We start from the raw sequence: 19,410 nt of genomic DNA, 5'->3' as shown, positions 1-19,410 counted from the left end.
CCATGGCCCCGAACACGCCTGACACCCCGAATACCCCCAACGCCCCTGCCCCTCCCGGCATTCAGGGCACCCCGTACGGCCCGCGGATCGACAGCCACCAGCACTTCTGGCGCACGGCCGCGCAGGAGCAGCCCTGGCGGCACGCCGAACACACCGCGCTGGCCCGCGACTTCACCCCCGCCGACCTCGTCACCGAACTCGACGCCTCGGGCGTCGGCGCGAGCGTGCTGGTGCAGTCGGTGGACGAGCCCGAGGAGAACACCAGGCTCGCCGGGTACGGCGCCCACCCCAGAGTGGCGGGGGTGGTCGCGTGGCTTCCGCTGAAGGACCCCGCCGCCGCCCGTACCGCGCTCGACCAGCTCGCGGTGCCCAAGCTCGCCGGGGTGCGCTGCCTCGTCGCGGACGACCCGCTCGGCCGGCTCACCGGACGCGAATCGCTCGCGCTCTTCGCCGAGTTGGCGCGGCGCTCGCTCGTCTGGGACGTCGTCCCCGTCACGGCCGAACAGACCAGGCAGGTGGTACGGCTCGCCGAGGCGGTCCCCGGACTGCGCGTCACCGTCGACCACTTGGGGCGCCCACCCGTCGAGTCCGGGGCCTGGGAGCCATGGGCCTCGCACATGCGGAGGCTCGCCGCGTGCCCGAACGTGGCGGTGAAGGTCTCGGTCGGCATCGACGCGCTGAGCGCGTGGGACGCATGGGACGCGGGCGCCCTTGAGCGCTATGTGCGCTTCACCGCCGAGCACTTCGGCCCCGACCGGATGATGCTCGCGAGCAACTGGCCCGTGGTGCTGCTGCGCGCCGGGTACGGCAGGGCCTGGGGCGACCTCGCCGCGCTGGTGGCGGCGGTGTGCCCGGACGAGGCCGCCCGCGCGGCCGTCCTCGGCGGCACCGCCTCCCGGTGGTACGGGCTCGACCGCCACGCGCCCGGCGGCACGGCGCATCCCACACCACCCGCACCACCCACGCACCCGGCGCCGACCACGCCACCCACCGGACCGTCGGAAACCCCGTAACCCACCCGGCCACCAGCACCGACAGGCCGCTCCGGGCCCACGGACCCCGTACATCCCCTACACCACGTACCCCCGTACGACCGACAGCGAGGACGGATCACCGTGACACCCTCTGACACCACACCCCACCAGTTCGAGAAGGCGTCCGCGGACAGCCTCGGCAGCCTGTACCAGCCCCTGCGCGTGTGCGACGTCGCCGACGCGCTCGACGGCATCGGCTACTTCAACATCGGCCTCATGGACCGCGAGGTGCGCCCGCTCTGGCTCGGCATGCGGTTCTGGGGCGAGGCCGCCACCATCCGCGCCGTACCGTCCAACAGGCCGATGTGGAAGCTCGACTCCACCCAGGACATCGTCGAGGCACACCGCATCTGGTTCGAGCGCAACAGCCCCGCGCGGCTGCCCGACGACCTGGCGCCGGGTCATGTCGTCGTGATGGACGCGGGCGGCGGGCCCGAGGTCGGCTTCTGGGGCAGCGAGAACGCCATGGGCGCGGTGCTCGGCGGCGCCGTCGGCATCGTCACCGACGGGTACTGCCGCGACACCGCGGAGGTGGCGGCGCAGCACACCCCCGTCGTGGCCCGCCACCGGGGGCGCACCATCATCCCCGGCCGCATCATGGCGATCGAGACACAGGTGACGATCGCCTGCGGCGGTGTGCAGGTCAACCCGGGCGACATCGTCGGCGCCGACGACGACGGGGTGGTCGTCGTGCCGCGCGAGGTCGCCGAGGAGGTCGCCCGGCACGCGCGCGCCATCCTGCTCGCCGACATGCGCGCCCGCCGCGCCAAGTACGCGCGCCTCGGCCTGCCGGAGGACCGCACCGTCGAGGTCGAGGCGATCGAGTCCTACTACGCGGAGGTGTGAGCCGTACGGTCCCGGCGCCCCGCATGGCCGCGGCGCGGCGGGGGAGGCTCACCCCGTCACCACCACGCCGGGACCGGCACACCCGCCGCACCGGCACCCGCCACTCCACACGGGGGAACACTGATGCAGCGCGCAACCACCGTCCCGCTCGGCCCCGGCCGCGCACCCTCCGTCGCGCCCGGCGCGTTCACCGCCCCCGGCGCCACCCTCGTCGGGGCGGTCCGTGTCGCCGAGGGGGCCAGTGTGTGGTTCGGGGCGGTGCTGCGCGCCGAGTTCGCCACGATCACCGTGGGGGAGGGGGCCAATATCCAGGACAACGCCGTCGTCCACGTCGACGAGGGCTTCCCCGCCGACATCGGGCGCGACGTCTCCGTCGGACACAACGCCGTCGTGCACGGCGCCACCGTAGGGGAGGGCTCCCTCGTCGGCATGAACGCGACCGTGCTGAACGGCTCCGTCATCGGCCCAGGATGCCTCGTCGCCGCCGGCACCGTGGTACTCGCCGGGACCGTCGTACCGGAGGGCAGCCTCGTCGCGGGCGTGCCGGGCCGCGTTCGCCGCCCGCTGACCGACGAGGAGCGCGCGGGACTGCGCGCCAACGCGGAGTCCTACCGGAGCACCGCGGCCATCTACCACGCGCCCACGGGGAGTTAGCCCCGGTGGGCGCGCCGCGTCCGGCGTCCTGACCAGGAACCGCCTGTGGCCGATGTGGCGTCCATTCCGCGACAGGGGGTAGGCATGGAGTCGTCCGAGCAGGGAAGGTGGGATGGCGGTGTGGGGTGCGCTGGCAATTCTGGGGGGTCTCCTCGGGTTCGGGGCGAGCATCCGGGAGGCCGTGGTGCAGTACCGCCTACAGCGCGACGGGGTCCGTGTCGGGGGCCTGGTGGTACGCCACCATATGAGGTCGGGAAAGGACGGACCCACCTACTTCGCGGTGGTCGAGTTCGTCGACTCGCAGGGCGGTCGGCACACGTTCCAGTCCCTGTCGTCCGGGGTCAGGGGCCTTCCCGTGGGTGGTGGGGTCCCGGTGCGCTACTCTCCCGCCTCCCCCGAGGGCGCGCGCATCGACCTCACCAGGAGGCGGGTCTGGGATGTCGCGTTCCCCGCCGCGGTCGGCGCCGTGCTCGCGGGCGCCGGGATCTGGGTGTTCGCCACCGGCCGCTGAGCGCTTCTCCGGCCCGCCGGGCCCGGGGGTCCCACTCCCGTCGGGTTTCAGACCTCCCGCTCGTCGCCGTCTTCCGGGCCGGTGTCCCCGGCCGGGGCGACGAGGCCCGCGCGTTGGGCGAGCACCGCGGCCTGGACGCGGTTGTCGCAGTCGAGCTTGGCGAGGACCGCGCGCACGGTGGCCTTGACGGTCCCCTCGCTGGTGTCGAGCAGCGCGGCGATCTCGGAGTTCGCCAGGCCCTCGGCGAGGCGGGCGAGCACCTCCCGCTCCCTGGCGGTGAGCCCCGCCGTCCTCGCCCTCGCGTCGGCGCCCGCGGCGTCGTGCTCCACATAGCGCTCGAAGAGGCGCCGGGTCAGTTGGGGTGACGCCACCGCGTGACCGCGGGCGGCCGAGCGGACCCCGGCGATCAGCTCGGCCGGGGGGATGTCCTTCAGGAGGAACCCGGACACACCCTTGCGGAGCGCCCGGGAGAAGTACGGCTCCTCGCCGAAGGTCGTCAGGATCAGACACGCCGTGCGGGGCGCGAGCGACGCGATGCGCGCGGCCGCGGTGATGCCGTCGGTGCCCGGCATACGGATGTCGAGGAGGGCCACGTCCACCCGCCGCCGCACGGCGAGTTCGACCGCCTCGCTGCCGTCCGCCGCCTCCGCGACGACCTCGATGCCGTCCGCGTGAGCGAGGATCAGCCGGATACCGGTCCGTACGAGCGCCTCGTCATCGGCGATGAGGACCCGCACGGGCCCCGGGGTGGTCGCATCCTTCACGGTCGCATCATCCCACCGCCCGCACCGCCACGGGCCGCGCGACGGCCGCCCACGGCGCGACCGCCCCAGGGCGGCCCCGCACCGCCGGCCGACCGGACAGGGGGTGTGTCCGGTCGGCCAACGGCGCGTGCCGTGGGAGGTGTCCGCTGCGTGCGGGCCGGTTCGCCAGGGGTGCGGGCGCGGTGGGACGGCCCGCGTTCCGGGGTCCGGCCGCCCGGTGGGGGCGGCGTCGTACGGCGGCGCGGTCCGGCCGGACAGCCGACGACCCCCGTACGCGGTAGGCGCACGCGCCGGGGCGGCACCTCAGACGGATTCCCCGGACGCGGGCATTCCGCAAGGCTCGCCGGACGACCACCGAGGCCGGAGCGCGCCCATGCAACAGGAGGCCGAGCCGGTCGCACACGAGCGGAAGGCGACGCATGGGCACCCCACGGACGAGACGGACCAGCGGCAAAGCGGCAACCGGCGGGCCGGGTACGGCGGACCGCGGCGACCGGGGGCACGCACCGGGGGAGGGGCGCCGCGGCCGGTCGGGCAGGCTGCGGACGGGGGCCGTGCTCACCGCGGGACTCGTCCTCGCGATGTCGGGCACCGCCACCGCCGCGTCCCTCCACGACCACCGGCTCGGCCGCTACACCGACCAGCAACTCACCTGGGGCGACTGCGCGTTCACGCCCGCCAAGGGCTCCGCCGACGCGCAGTGCGCGCTGGTGACCGTGCCACGCGACTGGGCCGACCCCGGCGCAGGTCCCGACATCAAGGTGTCCGTCAGCCGGGTCGCCGCGACCGGCGAGCGCAAGGGCGCCATCCTGGTGAATCCCGGCGGCCCCGGCGGTCAGGGCACCTCGCTCGCCGGGGACATAGCCGGGCTGCGGCCCGAACTCTCCGCGGGCTACGACCTGGTGGGCATGGACCCGCGCGGCACCGGGCAGGAGGGCGCGGACCAGGGCCTCGTCTGCCACATCCCCGACTCCCAACTCCCGCAGGACACCCTCCTCGACGCCCGCGACCGCTCGCCCCGCAGCCTCGCGGAGCACGCGCTGACCCCGAAGGCGGTCGCCGACACCTGCGGCGCGGACGACCTCACCCCCTATGTGACGACGTGGCAGACCGCGCACGACATGGACCTCATACGCGCCCTGCTCGGCGAGGACAAGCTGAACTACCTCGGCTACTCCTACGGCAGTTGGCTCGGCGCCAAGTACACCTCCCTCTTCCCCGGCCACGCGGGACGCGTCGTGCTCGACTCCAGCGTCAACTGGCAGGGCAGGCTCCAGGCCGACTTCGAGGACTTCCCCCGCATCGACCAGCGGCAGTTCGACGAGACCTATCTGCCGTGGGTGGTCCGCAACCTCCCCGAGCACATCGGCGGCACCGTCTCCGCGGCCCGCGCCACCTGGGAGAAAGTGCGCGCCTACTACACCGACAACGGTGTGTCCCCCGACAGCTTCGACGCGGTCTTCGTGGGGATGGGCAGCGAACTCCAGTGGCTGCTCGCCTCCGCGATCTTCGAGGCCGGTGCGCAGGGCCTCGCCGAGGACCAGGGGGCCGGTGAACCCGGCGGGGGAGCGGCCGCGGCCGCGGTGTCGGCGCGGCTCGACGACCGGGCCCGCGAGGTGTTCGGGGTGCCCGTGGCGAAGGTGACACCCGCCGACGTACGCGGTGCCCTGAACGGCCGGGGCGCGGCCGCGGGCGACGAGCCCGCCACGACCGACGTCGCAGGCACCCGCTACGCGGTGGCCTGCGGCGACCAGCCCGCCCCCACGGCGGACTGGTACCGGCACCTCAGCGACCGCCAGGGCCCCCGCTACCCCGTCTACGGCTGGGCCTACGGACTCAGCGAACCGTGCGGCTACTGGAAAAGAGAACAGCGCGAGCGGCTGCCCCGGCTGCCCCTGTCCATGGCCTCCCATGTACTCGTCGTGCAGGGCGAGTTCGACCCGCAGACGGCGTACGAACAGGCGCGGGAAGCCGTGCGCGAGGCGCCTGGCACCGGGATGCTCTCGGTCGACGACTCCGCGTTCCACGGCCAGTACGCGCTGGCGGGCAACACCTGTGTGGACGCGGCCGTCGAGGGCTTCCTGCTCGGCGGCGACCGGCCGTACCGGCAGACCTGCCCCGGCACCCCGCTGCCCGGCGAGACGGTCGTCTACCCGACGACGGGACCGGTGACACCGCAGCACTCCCACACCCCGCGGCTGCGCGCCGAGGGGACGACGGCCGACACCCTGCGGGAGTCCCTGCGGCAGAGCGTGAGCGAGGTCAACCACCCGGCCCCCTGACCCCCTGGCCCCGGTCGCGTGGCCGCCCCGGTCGCGCGGCCGTCAGCCGGTCCTGCCCGACCCCGCCGTCGGGTAGGTGTCCTTGCGCAGCAGGCGGTCCCCCGAGAAGCAGTAGCGGTACGCCACCGGGGAGCGGTCCGCGATGCCGAGGGCGTAGGAGCAGTCGGCGGCGCGGGGGCGCGGCGGTTCCCCGGTCCTGAGTTCGTCGGCCTCACGGCCCTCGGCGAAGGCACCGGTGATCCGCCGCACCTCCGCGCGCGTCATCCCCGTGCGCACCCGGGCGTACCGGTCGCCGTTCGCGGCGGCCTCGTGCGAGGCGGAGGAGATCCACACCCAGAGCGAGGCGCAGCCCGCGACCGCCACCGCGAGCGCCGCCGTACAGCCCAGGGCGCCGCGCAGCCGCCCCGGTGCCGTCGCGGGCGGCTCCCCCGCCGCCGCCAGGGGCGGCACCGCGTCGAGGCCGCCGCCGGGGGAGGTGCCCACCGGCGAGAGGGCCACCGGTGCGGGAGCGACCGGCAGGGCGTCGCTCCCGGGCTCGGGTGAAGTCCCGGGTACGGAGGCGGCGTTGGGGGAGGGGGCGGCCACCGGAGCGGGGTCGGGCGCCGGGGCCTTGCCCGGCCCGGTGGCGGGCAGTTCCGCCTCGACGAGGAAGCCCCCCGAGGGGTCGCGCCCGTGCCGCAGCGTGCCGCCGAGCAGCCGCACCCGCTCTTCGAGCCCGATCAGCCCGCTGCCGGTGCCGGGCAGCGCCGCGCCGCCCCGTCCGCCGGGCGCGGCGCCGTTGCCGACCGCCACCCGGACCGCGCCCTCCCCGACCTCCACCGTCACCCACACCCCGGGCGCGGTGGGCGCGTGCTTGTGCACGTTGGTCAGGGACTCCCGTATCACCCGGTGCACGGCCCTGCGCACCACGGGCACCGGCTCTGCGTCCGCCGCCCGGTGCCACCGCAGCTCCACCGGGAGACCGGCGCGCCGGGAGCCCGCCACCAGGTCGCGTACCTCCTCCTCGAAGCCGGGCCCGCCGTCCGGCGCCCCGGCCTCCGGCGGCGCCGCGGCGGGGTCCGAGGGGGAGTCCTGCGCCTGCCGCAGCACACCGAGCACCTCGCGCAGCTCGTCCATCGCGGCGCGCGCGGTGCCCGCGAGGACGCCGACCTCCTCGTTCAGGTCCGGCGCCCGGTGCTCGGTCGCCAATTCGAGTGCCCCCGCGTACAGGGTGATCAGGGTCAGCCGGTGCCCCAGCAGGTCGTGCATCTCCTGGGCGATACGGGCGCGTTCCCGAAGGCGGCCACGGGCCTCGGTCAGCAGCCTGGCGTGCTCCAGGTACCGGTTGCGCTCCCGCAGCGTGCGTACGAGCAACTGGCGCTGGCCCACCAGCGTGCCGGACACCGCGGGGGCCACCAGGAACAGCAGCGCCATCCCGACCGGGTAGGCGAGCGCGTAGGGGGTGGCGGCGACGGCGCTCGGGGGCAGCCTCGGCAGCGTGATCGCGAGCGTGACCAGTGCCGCGGCGGACACCAGCACCAGGGGGCCGCGCGGCAGGGAGCGGCGGCCCGCCGCGCTGAGGTGGCGCACCGCGCCGTACGCCAGCACCGGTACCGCGAACGTCAGCGTCGCCGTCCCGAGCAGCGCCCCCGAGGCGAGCAGCAGCAGGCCGGGGAGCACCCGCCGCAGCGGCACGAGGACGGCCGTCGCCGCGCCCTGCGCGGCCAGCGCCGCGGGCGGGTGGGACGCCCAGCCCGTCGCCACGACCAGCGCGACGACCGCCGCCGCGAGCGCCCCCTCGCCCGCCCGGGCCCGTACCGGTGTCGCCGCGACGCGCCGCCCGAACTCCGTGCACCTCCCGCGCAACAGCGCCGCGGCCGCCGCGGGGGTCCTCGGCAGGGGGGTCGACGAGCGCGGGGACGTACGGGCGCGAGGGCGCATGGGCGGTGCTCCTGCCGGAGGGGTCCGCTCCGTACCGGAGGGCGGAGTTCGTCGTGGCCGTCAGGTGCGGACCCTACCCGGGTTCACCGGTTCCGCACTCCGCCCGTCGGGAGGCGGCCGACGCACACCCAGGATCTTGACGTGAGCATGAATAAATGGTGGTTTAGACCAACTGGCATACGCATGTGGTGGCCAACCCAAGTGGAGGTGCCGTGCCCCGCTCGTCCAGCAGCCGCCCGTCCCGTCTCAGCAGAGGCCCGTCCCGCCGCGGGCGCCGCCCGTCGTGGCTCGCCCTCGTCGGCGCCGCCGCGCTCACCCTCGGCGCCCTCTCCGCCGCCCCGGCCGCGGCGTCCGCCCCCGCAGCGCCGGTCGCCGCACCGACAGGCGCGTCCGCCGCGCTGCCCGTCGTCACCCCCACCCCCCAGCACATGGCCTCCGCCGGGCGCGCGCTCCACGTGCCAGAGCGGGTGCGCCTCGCCGTCGCCGACGGGGTCGACGACGCCACCGTCGACGTGATCACCGCCGCCCTCACCGCCGCGGGCGCCCACCGGGTGGACCGGGCCGCGGCGGCCGACGCCGCGGCAGGCGGGCACGGCGCGGGCCTCACCGTCGTCGTCGGCACCGTCGACGACCGGGCCGTGGCCGACGCGCTGCGCGCCGCGGGCGGCGAGATCCCCGAACACCCCGTCGCGGAGGGGTACTCGCTCGTCTCCACCACCGCCCGCACCCCCGGCGGCACCGTCGTCCTCGCGGGCAACGACGGGGACGGCGCCTACTACGCGGCCCAGACGCTGCGGCAGTTGGTGACCGGAAGGCACACCCTCGCCGCCGTGTCGGTCACCGACCACCCGAGCATGCCGCTGCGCGGCAGCATCGAGGGCTTCTACGGCGCCCCCTGGTCGCACGCCGACCGCATGGACCAACTCGCCTTCTACGGCGACATCAAGGCCAACACGTACGTCTACACGCCGAAGGACGACACCTACCTGCGGGAGGACTGGCGCGAGCCCTACCCGGCGGACAAGCTCGCCGACCTGCGCGAGCTGATCGGGCAGGCCACCACCCACCACGTCGACTTCACCTACGCCCTCTCGCCAGGACTCTCCATCTGCTACAGCGACCCCGACGACCTGACCGCCCTGGAGGACAAGCTCGGCAGCCTCTACGACCAGGGCGCCCGCGGCTTCTACGTGGCGCTCGACGACATCAGCTACACCAAGTGGAACTGCGACGCGGACGAGGACAAGTACGGCGCCCCGGGGCAGGCCGCCGCCGGGCAGGCGCAGGCCGACCTGCTCAACGCGGTACAGCGCGACTTCATCGGGACGCACCCCGGCGCGGGCCCCCTCCAGACGGTGCCCACCGAGTACTCCGACACCGCCGACTCCCCGTACAAGAAGGTGCTGAGGGAGCAGTTGGACCCGCAGGTCGTGGTGCAGTGGACGGGCACCGCGGTGATCCCGCCGTCGATCAGCGTGGCGCAGGCGCACGCGGCCTCCGAGGCATGGGGCCGTAAGGTCTACCTGTGGGACAACTACCCGGTCAACGACTACGGGAACACCACGGGCCGGCTGCTGATGGCCCCGTACGACAAGCGTGAGGCCGGGCTCCACGACGAGTTGACCGGCATCGTGCTCAACCCGATGAACCAGGCGGCGGCGAGCAAGGTCGCGCTCTTCGGCGGGGCGTCCTTCGCCTGGAACGACGAGCACTACGACGCCGCGCGCACCTGGCGGGCCGCCGCCGACTACCTCGCGGGCGGCGACCCCGGGACCGCGCGGGCGCTGCTCGCGTTCTTCGACACCGAGCACCTGGCCCCCACCTCGGGCGAGGAGAACTGGCAGCCGCAGGCACCCGCCCTCAAGGCCCGGCTCGACGCGTTCACCGAGGACTTCGGCAGCGGCTCCGTCCTCCACCGGCAGGCCGCCCTGCTGAAGCTGCGCGGCTACGCGCTCCAACTCGCGGGCGCGCCCGAGCAGATCCGCAAGGGGGTGGCGGACCCCGCCTTCCTGGCCCAGACGAAGCCGTGGCTCGACGCCCTCGACCTCTGGGGCGACGCGCTGAACGCCACCCTCGACGGGCTGCGCGCACGGCTCTACGGGGGCAGCGGCCAGGCGTCCTTCGACAGGGCCGCCGACCTGGCGCGGCGGGCCTCCGCGATCACCACCATCCCCGGCACCACCCGCCCCCAGGGCCCGGTCAAGGTCGCGGACGGCGTCCTCGACACCTTCATCGCGCAGGCACCGGGGCTGACCGGCTAGCCCCACGGGGCCCCGCGTCGGCCCCCTGCCACGTCAGCCCCGCCCCGCGGCGAACGCCGGGCGGGGCTGACGCATGGAAGGACCCGTCTCACGCCACCTGAACAGCGACGACCATGGTCGTAACGACCGTGGTCGTGCTACGGTGGCGAACACGAGCCCGTACGAAGAACCGTCCGCCCGCGCCCCCAGGGAAGGGCGGCAACGGCACAGGAGGCGACCACCCATGGCCCCGCAGTCGATCGCGATCGTGGGGGCGGGCCTGTCCGGCCTCGTCCTCGCCCGCGTGCTCCAGAACCACGGCATCCCGTCCACCGTCCACGAGCGCGACACCGCCGCCGACACCCGCAGGCAGGGCGGGTCGCTCGACATCCACGAGGAGTCCGGGCAGCTCGCGCTGCGCGAGGCGGGCCTGTACGACGCGTTCCGCCGCCGCACCCACCCCCAGGGCGAGCGCGTACGCGTCCTCGACAAGCACGCCCACGTCCATGTCGACGCCGGTCCCGAGGGCGGCGAGGGGGGCAGGCCCGAGATCGACAGGACGGTGCTGCGCGACCTGCTCGTCGACTCCCTCGAACCGGGCCGCATCGCCTGGGGCCGCAAGGTGACGGGCGTCCGCCCGCTCGGCGACGGCGCCCACGAGCTGGCCTTCGCGGACGGCGGGCACACCACCGCGGACCTGCTGGTCGGCGCCGACGGCACCTGGTCGCGCGTGCGCCCGCTGCTGTCGCCCGCGGTGCCCGAGTACGCGGGGATCACCCACGTCGAGATCCGCGTCGGCGACGCCGCCGCCCGCCACCCGGAACTGGCCCGACTCGTCGGCCCCGGCATGCTCTTCGCCCTCTCGGAGAACAAGGGCCTCCTGGGACACGGCGGCGCGGATCTGGAGATCGGCGCCTCGCTCCGCGTCCCCCGGGACTGGCTCGACGCGAGCGGCGTCGACTGGTCGGACCCGGCGGCCGCCCGCGCCGCGCTCCTCAAGGAGTTCGCCGACTGGTCGCCCGCCCTGACCGACCTCATCCGCCACTGCGACGCCGCCATCACCCCGCGCCGCATCCACGCCCTGCCCGTCGGGCACCGCTGGCCCCGCGTCCCCGGTGTCACCCTCGTCGGCGACGCCGCCCACGTCATGTCCCCGTACGCGGGCGAGGGCGCGAACCTCGCCATGCTCGACGCGGCGGAACTCGCCCTCGCCCTCGTCGCGCACCCGGACGACCCCGAGACCGCCCTGGCCCGCTACGAGAGCGCGATGTTCCCCCGCGCCGAGGAGGCGGCCACGATGTCCGCGCGCGGCCTCGACATGTGCTTCAACGCCCAGGCGCCCCGGGACACGGTCGCCTTCTTCCGAAGCATGGCCGAACCGCCTGCCGCCGACGGCAGTTGACGCGCCGTCAGCCGCCCGACAGCCAAACGCTGACTCTGCGGGGCCACCGCCTCAGGGCACCCTCAGGTCCACCTGGTGGTGTCCCCGCAGACCGGACGGGACGCGGCCGACGCGGTGGCCGTCCAGCGCCATGGTGGCGGAGTGGCCGTGGCCACCGCGGGCGAGGGTGATGTCCAGGGTCGCGTCGCGCCACCTCAGGCCGGTCAGACGTACCGTGCCCCAGCCGCGCGGCAGCCGGGGGGTGAACGCGAGGCCGTCGGGGCGGGGGGTGAGGCCGAACAGGCCCCGGTGGACCAGGCGCAGATAGCCGGTCGCCGACCAGGTCTGGTCCGGCTGGGAGGGCCAGTGGGTGCCGGTCTGCCAGCCGCCGTCCTCCTCCCCGGTGCGCGCGTGGTAGATCTCCCAGAAGTGCCCGTCACGACCGGCCAGTTCCGCCAGGTCCTCCAGCGCGCGGCCGAGCAGGTCGGTACGGCCGCCGACGGCGGCGGCGTGGCCCCACATGCCGACCGTCATCGGCCACACGACCGCGTTGTGGCGGCCCGGGTGCGCGTCGTCGAAGCGGGCGAAGTGCGGCCACACGTTGACGACGCCGTGCGGCTCGTGGTGGGTGGTGTCGAGCACCGACCGCGCCCGGCGCCCCGAGGCGATCCCGAACAGCACCGCGAACGCGAGGCCGTTGCCCTCCTGGTAGTGCTCAAGGCGTCCCGCGCGCTCCCCCGTGCCGTGGACGAAGTAGCCGTACGTCCCCGCCTCCGGCCGCCACAAGTGCCTGCCCACGGCCGTGCGCAGCCGGGCGGCGCGGGCAAGCCAGCCGGCCGCCTCCGCATGCCTGCCGAGCGCCCCTGCCATCCGGGCCGCCGCCAACTGCGCCCCGTACACGACACAGTTGGTGGACAGCGACATCATCCGGTCGCTGCCCGGGTGGTCGAGGACGAACGAGGAGCCGTTGTCCGGGTCGTAGGGCGGGCTCGGGTAACCGGCGATGCCGTCCTGCATGAACGCCGGGCCCTCGTACAGGCCGTAGCGGTCGTTGAAGTGCGCGGCGCGGTCCGCGTCCAGCGTGTTGGCCGCCGCCTCGTACGCCAGGCGGAGGAAGTCCCGGTCGGCGGTGAGCGCGTAGTGGTCCCAGGCGGCGACGGCCCACACGGCCTGGTCCCACCACTGGTCGTCCTGCTGCACGACGAGACCGCCGTCCGCGCGGCGCTCGCACACCGCCCACAGGGTGTTGCGCGCCTCTGCGGGCATCAACAGGCTCGCCGCGTTCCAGGAGTTGACGGAGGCGTCACGCGTCCAGGGCTGCTCGTAGCCGCCCCCGGCCCTGACGAAGGTCCCCGGCGGGTCGCTGAGCAGACCGGTGCGGTCGTACGTGCCGGGGTCGTACGGCACCGTGTTGGTCTCGGTGAGGTTCGTCACCGCGGCGCGGTAGGCGGCGCCGAGCGCGGGTCCTCCGGGACCGCCGAACTCGGCCGTCGGGAAGCCCGTACGGGCCGCCCCTGCGGTGGCCGCCGGGGGGCGGGGACCGGCCATGGCGGGGGAGGCGCCGAGACCGGCCGCCGTGGCGCCCGCGAGCGCGGAAGCACGCAGCAGACCTCTGCGGGAAAGCCCATGGTGCTGAAGCTCCGGGGACACGAAACCTCCAGGGAAACGTTGTCACAGGCACCCTCGATGCTTCTGGGAATCGACGGTGCTTGTCAATGGCGCGTACGCCCGCACGGGCCTGCTGCCGGGCCCCGATGCCCGTACCCACGCCGCCGTGTCCCACGGGGAACTGGCCTTTCGCTGCCGGAAGTTGCCTCTCCGCCCATGGAACGAGGGCCTTCGGCCGCCTAGTGTGGGAGCGCTTTCGCACCACCCCCTCGTGCGCGCTCGTCGGCCTCGCCAAGGCGGTCGGCCGCGAGTACCCCTACATGGCCGTCCGGCTGCTCGACATCGACGACGAGGTGCCCGCCGAGCTGCTGGGTGCCGAGATACTGGCCGGTCTGTCGGGCGTGCATGCGCTGCGCGGCACCGCCAAGTACCGTGAGTCCTTTGCCGAGTTGCCCGAGATCCCCGCGGTGCGGGAGAGCGCGCTGGGCCCCGGCGGGGCCTATCTGATCACCGGCGGGCTCGGCGGCATCGGCCTGGAGACCGCCAGGCACTTCGCGGCCGCCGCCCCCGGCATCCACCGCTACCTCGTCGGCCGCACGGGGCTGCCGCCGCGCGCGGAGTGGGACAGGGTGGCCGCCGACCCGCGCCACCCCGCGGCATCGCCGAACTCGGCGCCACCGTGCACCCGTTGCTGACGGGGGTGACGGGGGAGGTGGCGGCCCAGGCGCGCACCTTCGTGGTGACGCTGTGCGCGGGGATGGCCGCCATCTACGCGCTCGGCGCGGTGTGCGCGGTCCTCGCCGGGCGCGGCGACGCCCGCCGCGCGACCCGGCTGCTGATCGTCGTCGGCGTGCTGAACGCCGTGCTCGCCTGGCTGTTCGTGGCCGTCCTCGGGCTGGGGATCGCGGGCGCCGCGCTCGCGGTGCCGGCCGCCGACGCCGTCGCCGCCGCCGTCGGGCTCGCCCGTCTCGTGCGCGAGCGGCGCGCGGGGCCCCGTACGGCCGCGGCGGTCACCCCCGCCGCGCTCCGCGCCGAGGTGCGGCGCGGCCTCGCGGTCGGGGCCCCGATGTCGGTGCAGTACCTGCTGATCGGCGTCGGCGTCCTGGCGCTGGTGTGGATCGTCACACCGTTCGGCGAGGCGGCGCTCGCGGCCCTGACCGTCGTCGCCCGCCTCGAACTCCTCACCACCGTGCTCTTCCTCAACCTGTCGGGCGCCCTGATGGTGTTCACCGCGCAGAACACCGGCGCGGGGCACACCGACCGCATCCGCCGCGGGGTACGGGACACCGTGCTCCTCGGCACCGGGCTCGCCGCGGCGGTGTCCCTGCTGCTGCTCGTGGAGCGCGGCCCCATCGCCGCGCTGTTCTCCACCGGGCCCGGGACGAGGGCCGTGGTCGAGCGCTACCTGCTCATCACGGCGCCGTTCTTCCTGTGCTACACGCTGACGGTCGTGCTGCACGGCTGGTTCAACGGCATCGCCCGCGCCGTCGTGCCGCTGGTCTGCACGGCCGCGTCCCTGGGCGCGGTGCGGCTGCCGCTCTCGTACTGGCTCGGCCACGCCCGGGGCGTCGACGGCGTCATGTGGGCCACCGTGTCCGGCTGGGCCGTCGGCCTCGGCTACACCCTCCTCGCCACCCGGCACACCGCGGGCGCGCCACCGCCGCCCCGGATGCGCGGGGGCCGCCCGCGCCCCGTCGTACCCTGTTCCCCGTGCCGGTCCCCCGTCTGCGACGTGTCGCCGTCCTCGTGCTCGAAGGCGCCAAGCCGCTCGACGTCGGCATCCCCGCGCAGGTGTTCACGACCCGCGCGAGCATGCCCTACGAGGTACGGGTGTGCGGCGCCGCCCCCGGGCTCGTGACCGGCGGCGACGGCCTCGCCTACCACGTCGCCCACGGCCTCGGCGCACTCGACTGGGCCGAGACCGTGTTCATCCCCGGCTACCGCCACCCGGACCGCGAGGAGCCACCCGCCGCCGTCGTCGGCGCGCTGCACGCCGCGCACGCGCGCGGCGCCCGGCTCGCCGCCATCTCCACGGGCGCCTTCGCGCTCGCCGCCACGGGACTGCTCGACGGCAGGCGCGCCACCACCCACTGGCACTACACCCGCGCCCTCGCCGCGAAGCACCCGCGGGTGCGGGTCGACGAGAACGTCCTCTTCGTCGACGAGGGCGGCGTCCTCACCTCCGCGGGCGCCGCCTCCGGTATCGACCTGTGCCTGCACATCCTCCGCGGCGACCTCGGCGTGGCCGCGTCCAACCACGCGGCGCGGCGCCTGGTGGCGGCCCCGTACCGCAGCGGCGGCCAGGCGCAGTACGTGCCGCGCAGCGTCCCGGAACCGCTCGGCGAGCGCTTCGCCGCCACCCGCGAGTGGGCGCTCGGCAGGCTCGGCGAGCCGCTGACCCTCCAGGCGCTCGCCCGGCACGCGGCGGTGTCGCCGCGCACCTTCTCGCGGCGCTTCGCCGAGGACACCGGGTACACGCCCATGCAGTGGGTGATGCGGGCCCGTATCGACGTGGCCAGGGAGCTGCTGGAGCGCTCGCAGCTCAGCGTGGAGCAGATCGCCGCCGACGTGGGCCTCGGCACCGGGGCGAACCTGCGGCTGCGCTTCCAGCGCGTCCTCGGCACCACCCCCAGCGAGTACCGGCGCACCTTCACCCGCGGCGAGTAACCCCGGGACCTGCGGCGATCCCCCTCCCGGAGGGGGTGGCACGATCCTTGCGAACCATGGCGATCCCGCCGTGGCCGCCGCCCGGCCGCGCACGCGACGCTGGTGGTGAGCCGGAGGGAGGCCCACCCATGACCCGCATCGCCATCAACGGATTCGGCCGCATCGGACGCAATGTCCTGCGCGCCCTGCTCGAACGCGACACCGACCTCGACGTCGTCGCCGTGAACGACCTCACGGACCCCGCCACACTCGCGCGCCTGCTCGCCTACGACACGACCGCGGGCAGGCTCGGCCGCCCGGTGACCGCCGACGGCGACAGCCTCGTGGTGGACGGCCGCCGCATCCGGGTGCTCGCCGAGCGTGAGCCCGCCAAGCTGCCCTGGGCCGAGCTGGGCGTCGACGTCGCGCTGGAGTCCACGGGACGCTTCACCTCGGCCGACGCCGCCCGCGGCCACCTCACAGCCGGTGCCCGCAAGGTGCTGGTCAGCGCCCCCTCGGCGGGCGCCGACGCCACCATTGCGTACGGCGTCAACACCGGCGTGTACGACCCGGCGGCGCACACGGTCGTCTCGAACGCCTCCTGCACCACCAACGCGCTCGCGCCGCTGGCCTCGGTGCTCGACGACCTCGCGGGCATCGAGCACGGCTTCATGACGACCGTGCACGCCTACACCCAGGAGCAGAACCTCCAGGACGGCCCGCACCGCGACGCCAGGCGCGCCCGCGCCGCCGCCGTCAACATCGTGCCGACGACCACGGGCGCCGCCAAGGCGATCGGTCTCGTGCTGCCGAGCCTCGACGGCAAGCTGTCGGGCGACTCGATCCGGGTGCCGGTCCCGGTGGGCTCGATCGTCGAACTCAACACCGCCGTCGCCCGCGACGTGACCCGCGACGACGTGCTCGCCGCGTACCGGGCCGCGGCAGCGGGGCCGCTCGCGGGCGTTCTTGAATACTCGGAGGACCCCCTGGTCTCCTCCGACATCACCGGCAACCCGGCCTCGGCGGTCTTCGACTCGGCCCTCACCCGCGTCGACGGCCGCCATGTCAAGGTGGTCGCCTGGTACGACAACGAGTGGGGCTTCTCGCACCGCGTCGTCGACACCCTGGGCCTGCTGGCGGCCGGCTGACCGCCCCCGTACCCACCGCGCGGCCGGGAGGGAGCCCGGCCGCGCCCGTGCGTGCGGGCGCCGCTACCGCCCGAAGATGTGCTGGCCGGGCGCGAGCAGCCCGCGCGGGTCGTAGCGCTCCCGCGCGGCGGCGAAGCGGTCCCACTCTTCGCCGTACTGGGCGCGCCAGTCGGCGGCGGCCATCGGGACCGAGCCCACCGGGTACTGGGTGCCGCCGCCCGCCCTGACCCGCTCGTACGCGGCCCGGTTGGCGGCGGTCCTGGCGCTCACCGCTGCGGTGTCCAGCGGGTCGAGCGTCCACAGCACGGCCAGCAGATACGGCACCGGATCGGCGGGGACGCGCAGCAGCGGGGCGCCGAGGCGGGCGCGCACCAGCGGGTAGAGCAGCACCACACCGCCGGGTCCGACGTCGGCACCCGCGATGCCGTCCAGGAAGGCGCGCGCCAGTTCCGCGGCGCGTGCGCCCGGCAGCAGCAGGTTCAGCCAGGGGTGCGCCCAGGACCAGTAGCCGCTGTCCTTGAGGTCGGCGACGCCCTCGGCGAGCCGGTTCAGGAAGTCGAAGTAGCCCAGCGTCTCGGCGGCGACGGGCTCCGAGCGGTCGAAGCGAAGACCGCGCAGCAACTCGGCGTCGCCGCGCGGCGGCCCCGCGGGCGGCCCGTAGGCGACGGCCTCCAACTCGTAGGCCGTGTACCGGCCGTGGTCGTCGGCGTCGGCGGTGCCCTCGACATAGGCGAAGCGGTCGTCCCCGGCCAGCAGCCGCTGGTCGTCGAGGAACGTCTCCAGGTCGTCGTACGGCAGCAGGAAGCGCCGTACCGTCTCGGGCGCCGGGACCAGGCGCAGCGTCGCCGAGACGATGACCGCGCACTGGCCGAGCCCGGCGAGCACCGCGTGGAACAGGTCGGGGCGGCGGCCGGGCGAGCAGACGGCGACGTCGCCCGCGCCGGTGACGACCTCCAGTTCGAGGACGTTGTCCACCTGGGCGCCGAACCGGTGGGCCTGCCCGCCGAGTCCGCCCACCGACAGGGTGCCGCCCACCGATAGCTCCAGGTAGTCGGTGAACACCGGCGGGGCAAGACCGTGCGGCAGGGTCGCCAGCGCCACCGCGCTCCACACCGCCCCCGCGCCCACCGTGACCCGGCCGTCCGCCACGGCGCCGATGTGGTCGAGGGGTTCGGTCTCGACCACCAGGCCCCCGGCCACCTGGGCCTGCCCGTGGGTCGCGTGGCCCTGGCCGCGGGCCGCCACCTCGATGCCGTACGCGTTGCAGAACGTCACCATGGCGGCCACGTCGCGCACCGACCCGGGGCGCAGCACCCCCGCCGGCTCCTCGTGCACGATGTGCCCGAAGTCGTCGGCGTCCTGCGGCAGTTCGCCCAGGCGCAGGGCGCCGTCAAGCTTTGGCACCGCTACCAGGCCCGTACGGCCCGCCGCCCGCGTCACCCACGCGCGCTCCCGCGGATCGAACGCCACCACGGTGCCGCCCGACCCTGGCCCGCCCGGCTCCGGCATCTCCACCACGCCTCCCCCTCCCCGCCCGCGCCCGCGGGCCGCGAACCCCTGTCCGAGCCAGCGCGATCGTAGCGCCGGGGGGCCGCCCCGAGGAGGGCGCCGTGTCGGCCAGTGGCCGGGAGTGTGCCGGTGCCACCCCTCCCACCTGCGAGAACTGTCGCGCCTACGTGGTTCCGTAGTGCGCCGGGCGCCGCACCCTCCGTACCGTCGAAGACGTCCGGGGTGCCCGGAAGGCACCCGGCACGAGACCACCCGGCAAGCGGATTCCGGGGGCTCGCATACCCACCACCCACCACCCCTCGCAGTTCGACGGAAGGGAACACCATGCCTGCTACCGCCGAGAAGGCCGCGGTCTGCCTCGTCTGCGACAGCGGTCTCGACATCGACGAGGGCTCGGCTTCCAGGTCTCCCTGGCGCCCGAGGCCGAGGAGGACTGGGGCGAATGACCACGGCTGCCACCGACGTCCTGCTGTCGGTGACGGTGCTGCGCCCCGACGAGCGTCGGCTCCTGGGGGCGCTGGTGGCCGCCGTGCGCCGGCACCGCGGCAGGGCCGCGGAAGCCCTCGAACTCCACACGGAGGCGTACCGGGTGGCGTCCACGGTCGGCTACCGCATCGAGGTCCGCCGCGCCCGGGAGGGCATGGACCGGGCGCGGGGGTGAGAGGGCGCCGGGCGCCGCGGGCCGCAGCGCCGCGGGTCCTGGGAGCGTCACGCGGGGCCCTCGCCCGAGGCGAGGACGTGCTGCCCGGTGGGCGCGTGGCCACCCGTGGTGCCGTGGTGACCCCACGCGGCGGCGGCTCCCGTCACGGCGACGAGGCCGGCCGTCGCGAGGAGGATTCCGGCCCGTGCGATCAGCGTCCTGCGCAT

The 19,410-nt window shown here is 75.1% G+C and carries 17 protein-coding genes; 12 read left to right on the top strand and 5 right to left on the bottom strand.

The features are described 5' to 3' along the window. Window positions 1-2: 2 nt before the first annotated feature. The 4 genes from ACIBIW_RS01695 to ACIBIW_RS01680 all read left to right on the top strand — a co-directional run bounded on the left by ACIBIW_RS01695 (window position 3) and on the right by ACIBIW_RS01680 (window position 3,045). Window positions 3-1,013, top strand: a complete 1,011-nt coding sequence (locus ACIBIW_RS01695) for an amidohydrolase family protein (RefSeq protein ID WP_399330756.1) — start codon at window positions 3-5, stop codon at window positions 1,011-1,013. Window positions 1,014-1,115: 102 nt separating this feature from the next. After that, window positions 1,116-1,880: an RraA family protein gene (locus tag ACIBIW_RS01690; protein WP_399330754.1), complete on the top strand. Its 765-nt coding sequence runs from the start codon at window positions 1,116-1,118 to the stop codon at window positions 1,878-1,880. 123 nt (window positions 1,881-2,003) lie between these two features. Further along, window positions 2,004-2,534: a gamma carbonic anhydrase family protein gene (locus tag ACIBIW_RS01685; RefSeq protein ID WP_399330752.1), complete on the top strand. Its 531-nt coding sequence runs from the start codon at window positions 2,004-2,006 to the stop codon at window positions 2,532-2,534. A 112-nt stretch (window positions 2,535-2,646) separates the two neighbouring features. Beyond that, a complete protein-coding gene (locus tag ACIBIW_RS01680) occupies window positions 2,647-3,045 on the top strand; it encodes a DUF3592 domain-containing protein (RefSeq protein ID WP_399330750.1) in 399 nt (132 codons plus the stop codon). Between the two features lie 47 nt (window positions 3,046-3,092). Here ACIBIW_RS01680 and ACIBIW_RS01675 read toward each other — a convergent pair whose 3' ends face one another. Next, window positions 3,093-3,809 carry a response regulator gene (locus ACIBIW_RS01675; protein ID WP_399330748.1) on the bottom strand — a complete coding sequence of 239 codons (717 nt, stop codon included), beginning with the start codon at window positions 3,807-3,809 and terminating at the stop codon, window positions 3,093-3,095. Window positions 3,810-4,363: 554 nt separating this feature from the next. Between ACIBIW_RS01675 and ACIBIW_RS01670 the strand changes: the two genes are divergently transcribed. Beyond that, window positions 4,364-6,091: an alpha/beta hydrolase gene (locus ACIBIW_RS01670; protein ID WP_399330746.1), complete on the top strand. Its 1,728-nt coding sequence runs from the start codon at window positions 4,364-4,366 to the stop codon at window positions 6,089-6,091. A 42-nt stretch (window positions 6,092-6,133) separates the two neighbouring features. On the opposite strand, the gene ACIBIW_RS01665 is transcribed toward ACIBIW_RS01670, so the two are convergent. Further along, window positions 6,134-8,011 carry a histidine kinase gene (locus ACIBIW_RS01665; protein ID WP_399330744.1) on the bottom strand — a complete coding sequence of 626 codons (1,878 nt, stop codon included), beginning with the start codon at window positions 8,009-8,011 and terminating at the stop codon, window positions 6,134-6,136. A 212-nt stretch (window positions 8,012-8,223) separates the two neighbouring features. Here ACIBIW_RS01665 and ACIBIW_RS01660 point away from each other — a divergent pair, with 212 nt between their 5' ends. Both ACIBIW_RS01660 and ACIBIW_RS01655 read left to right on the top strand, forming a co-directional pair. After that, window positions 8,224-10,272 carry a beta-N-acetylglucosaminidase domain-containing protein gene (locus tag ACIBIW_RS01660; RefSeq protein WP_399330742.1) on the top strand — a complete coding sequence of 683 codons (2,049 nt, stop codon included), beginning with the start codon at window positions 8,224-8,226 and terminating at the stop codon, window positions 10,270-10,272. Between the two features lie 223 nt (window positions 10,273-10,495). Further along, window positions 10,496-11,653, top strand: a complete 1,158-nt coding sequence (locus ACIBIW_RS01655; protein ID WP_399330740.1) for an FAD-dependent oxidoreductase — start codon at window positions 10,496-10,498, stop codon at window positions 11,651-11,653. Window positions 11,654-11,704: 51 nt separating this feature from the next. Here ACIBIW_RS01655 and ACIBIW_RS01650 read toward each other — a convergent pair whose 3' ends face one another. Then, window positions 11,705-13,282, bottom strand: a complete 1,578-nt coding sequence (locus ACIBIW_RS01650; protein ID WP_399330738.1) for an MGH1-like glycoside hydrolase domain-containing protein — start codon at window positions 13,280-13,282, stop codon at window positions 11,705-11,707. Window positions 13,283-13,482: 200 nt separating this feature from the next. On the opposite strand from ACIBIW_RS01650, the gene ACIBIW_RS01645 reads away from it, so the two are divergent. The 4 genes from ACIBIW_RS01645 to gap all read left to right on the top strand — a co-directional run bounded on the left by ACIBIW_RS01645 (window position 13,483) and on the right by gap (window position 17,034). Then, a complete protein-coding gene (locus ACIBIW_RS01645; protein WP_399330736.1) occupies window positions 13,483-13,935 on the top strand; it encodes a hypothetical protein in 453 nt (150 codons plus the stop codon). Beyond that, a complete protein-coding gene (locus ACIBIW_RS01640; RefSeq protein ID WP_399330734.1) occupies window positions 13,929-15,098 on the top strand; it encodes an MATE family efflux transporter in 1,170 nt (389 codons plus the stop codon). Before ACIBIW_RS01645 ends, ACIBIW_RS01640 begins: the two co-directional genes overlap by 7 nt. Beyond that, a complete protein-coding gene (locus ACIBIW_RS01635; RefSeq protein WP_399331871.1) occupies window positions 14,987-15,907 on the top strand; it encodes a GlxA family transcriptional regulator in 921 nt (306 codons plus the stop codon). The genes ACIBIW_RS01640 and ACIBIW_RS01635 overlap by 112 nt, the downstream gene beginning before the upstream one ends. Before the next feature lie 128 nt (window positions 15,908-16,035). Beyond that, the gene (gap, locus tag ACIBIW_RS01630) at window positions 16,036-17,034 is read left to right on the top strand and encodes a type I glyceraldehyde-3-phosphate dehydrogenase (protein WP_399330732.1); all 999 of its coding nucleotides are present in this window, start codon (window positions 16,036-16,038) and stop codon (window positions 17,032-17,034) included. Window positions 17,035-17,097: 63 nt separating this feature from the next. Here gap and ACIBIW_RS01625 read toward each other — a convergent pair whose 3' ends face one another. Next, complete coding sequence (locus tag ACIBIW_RS01625) at window positions 17,098-18,543, bottom strand: FAD-binding protein (RefSeq protein ID WP_399331869.1); 1,446 nt, start codon at window positions 18,541-18,543, stop codon at window positions 17,098-17,100. Window positions 18,544-18,985: 442 nt separating this feature from the next. On the opposite strand from ACIBIW_RS01625, the gene ACIBIW_RS01620 reads away from it, so the two are divergent. Continuing rightward, on the top strand, window positions 18,986-19,204 hold the full coding sequence (locus tag ACIBIW_RS01620; RefSeq protein ID WP_399330730.1) for a hypothetical protein: 219 nt from the start codon (window positions 18,986-18,988) through the stop codon (window positions 19,202-19,204). 47 nt (window positions 19,205-19,251) lie between these two features. Here the strand turns inward: ACIBIW_RS01620 and ACIBIW_RS01615 are convergent, their stop codons facing one another. After that, a complete protein-coding gene (locus ACIBIW_RS01615) occupies window positions 19,252-19,410 on the bottom strand; it encodes a hypothetical protein (protein ID WP_399330728.1) in 159 nt (52 codons plus the stop codon).

It is taken from the genome of Streptomyces sp. NPDC050560 (genome assembly GCF_044457285.1).
Lineage (GTDB): Bacteria > Actinomycetota > Actinomycetes > Streptomycetales > Streptomycetaceae > Streptomyces.
This window is presented reverse-complemented; position numbering and strand designations above follow the sequence as displayed.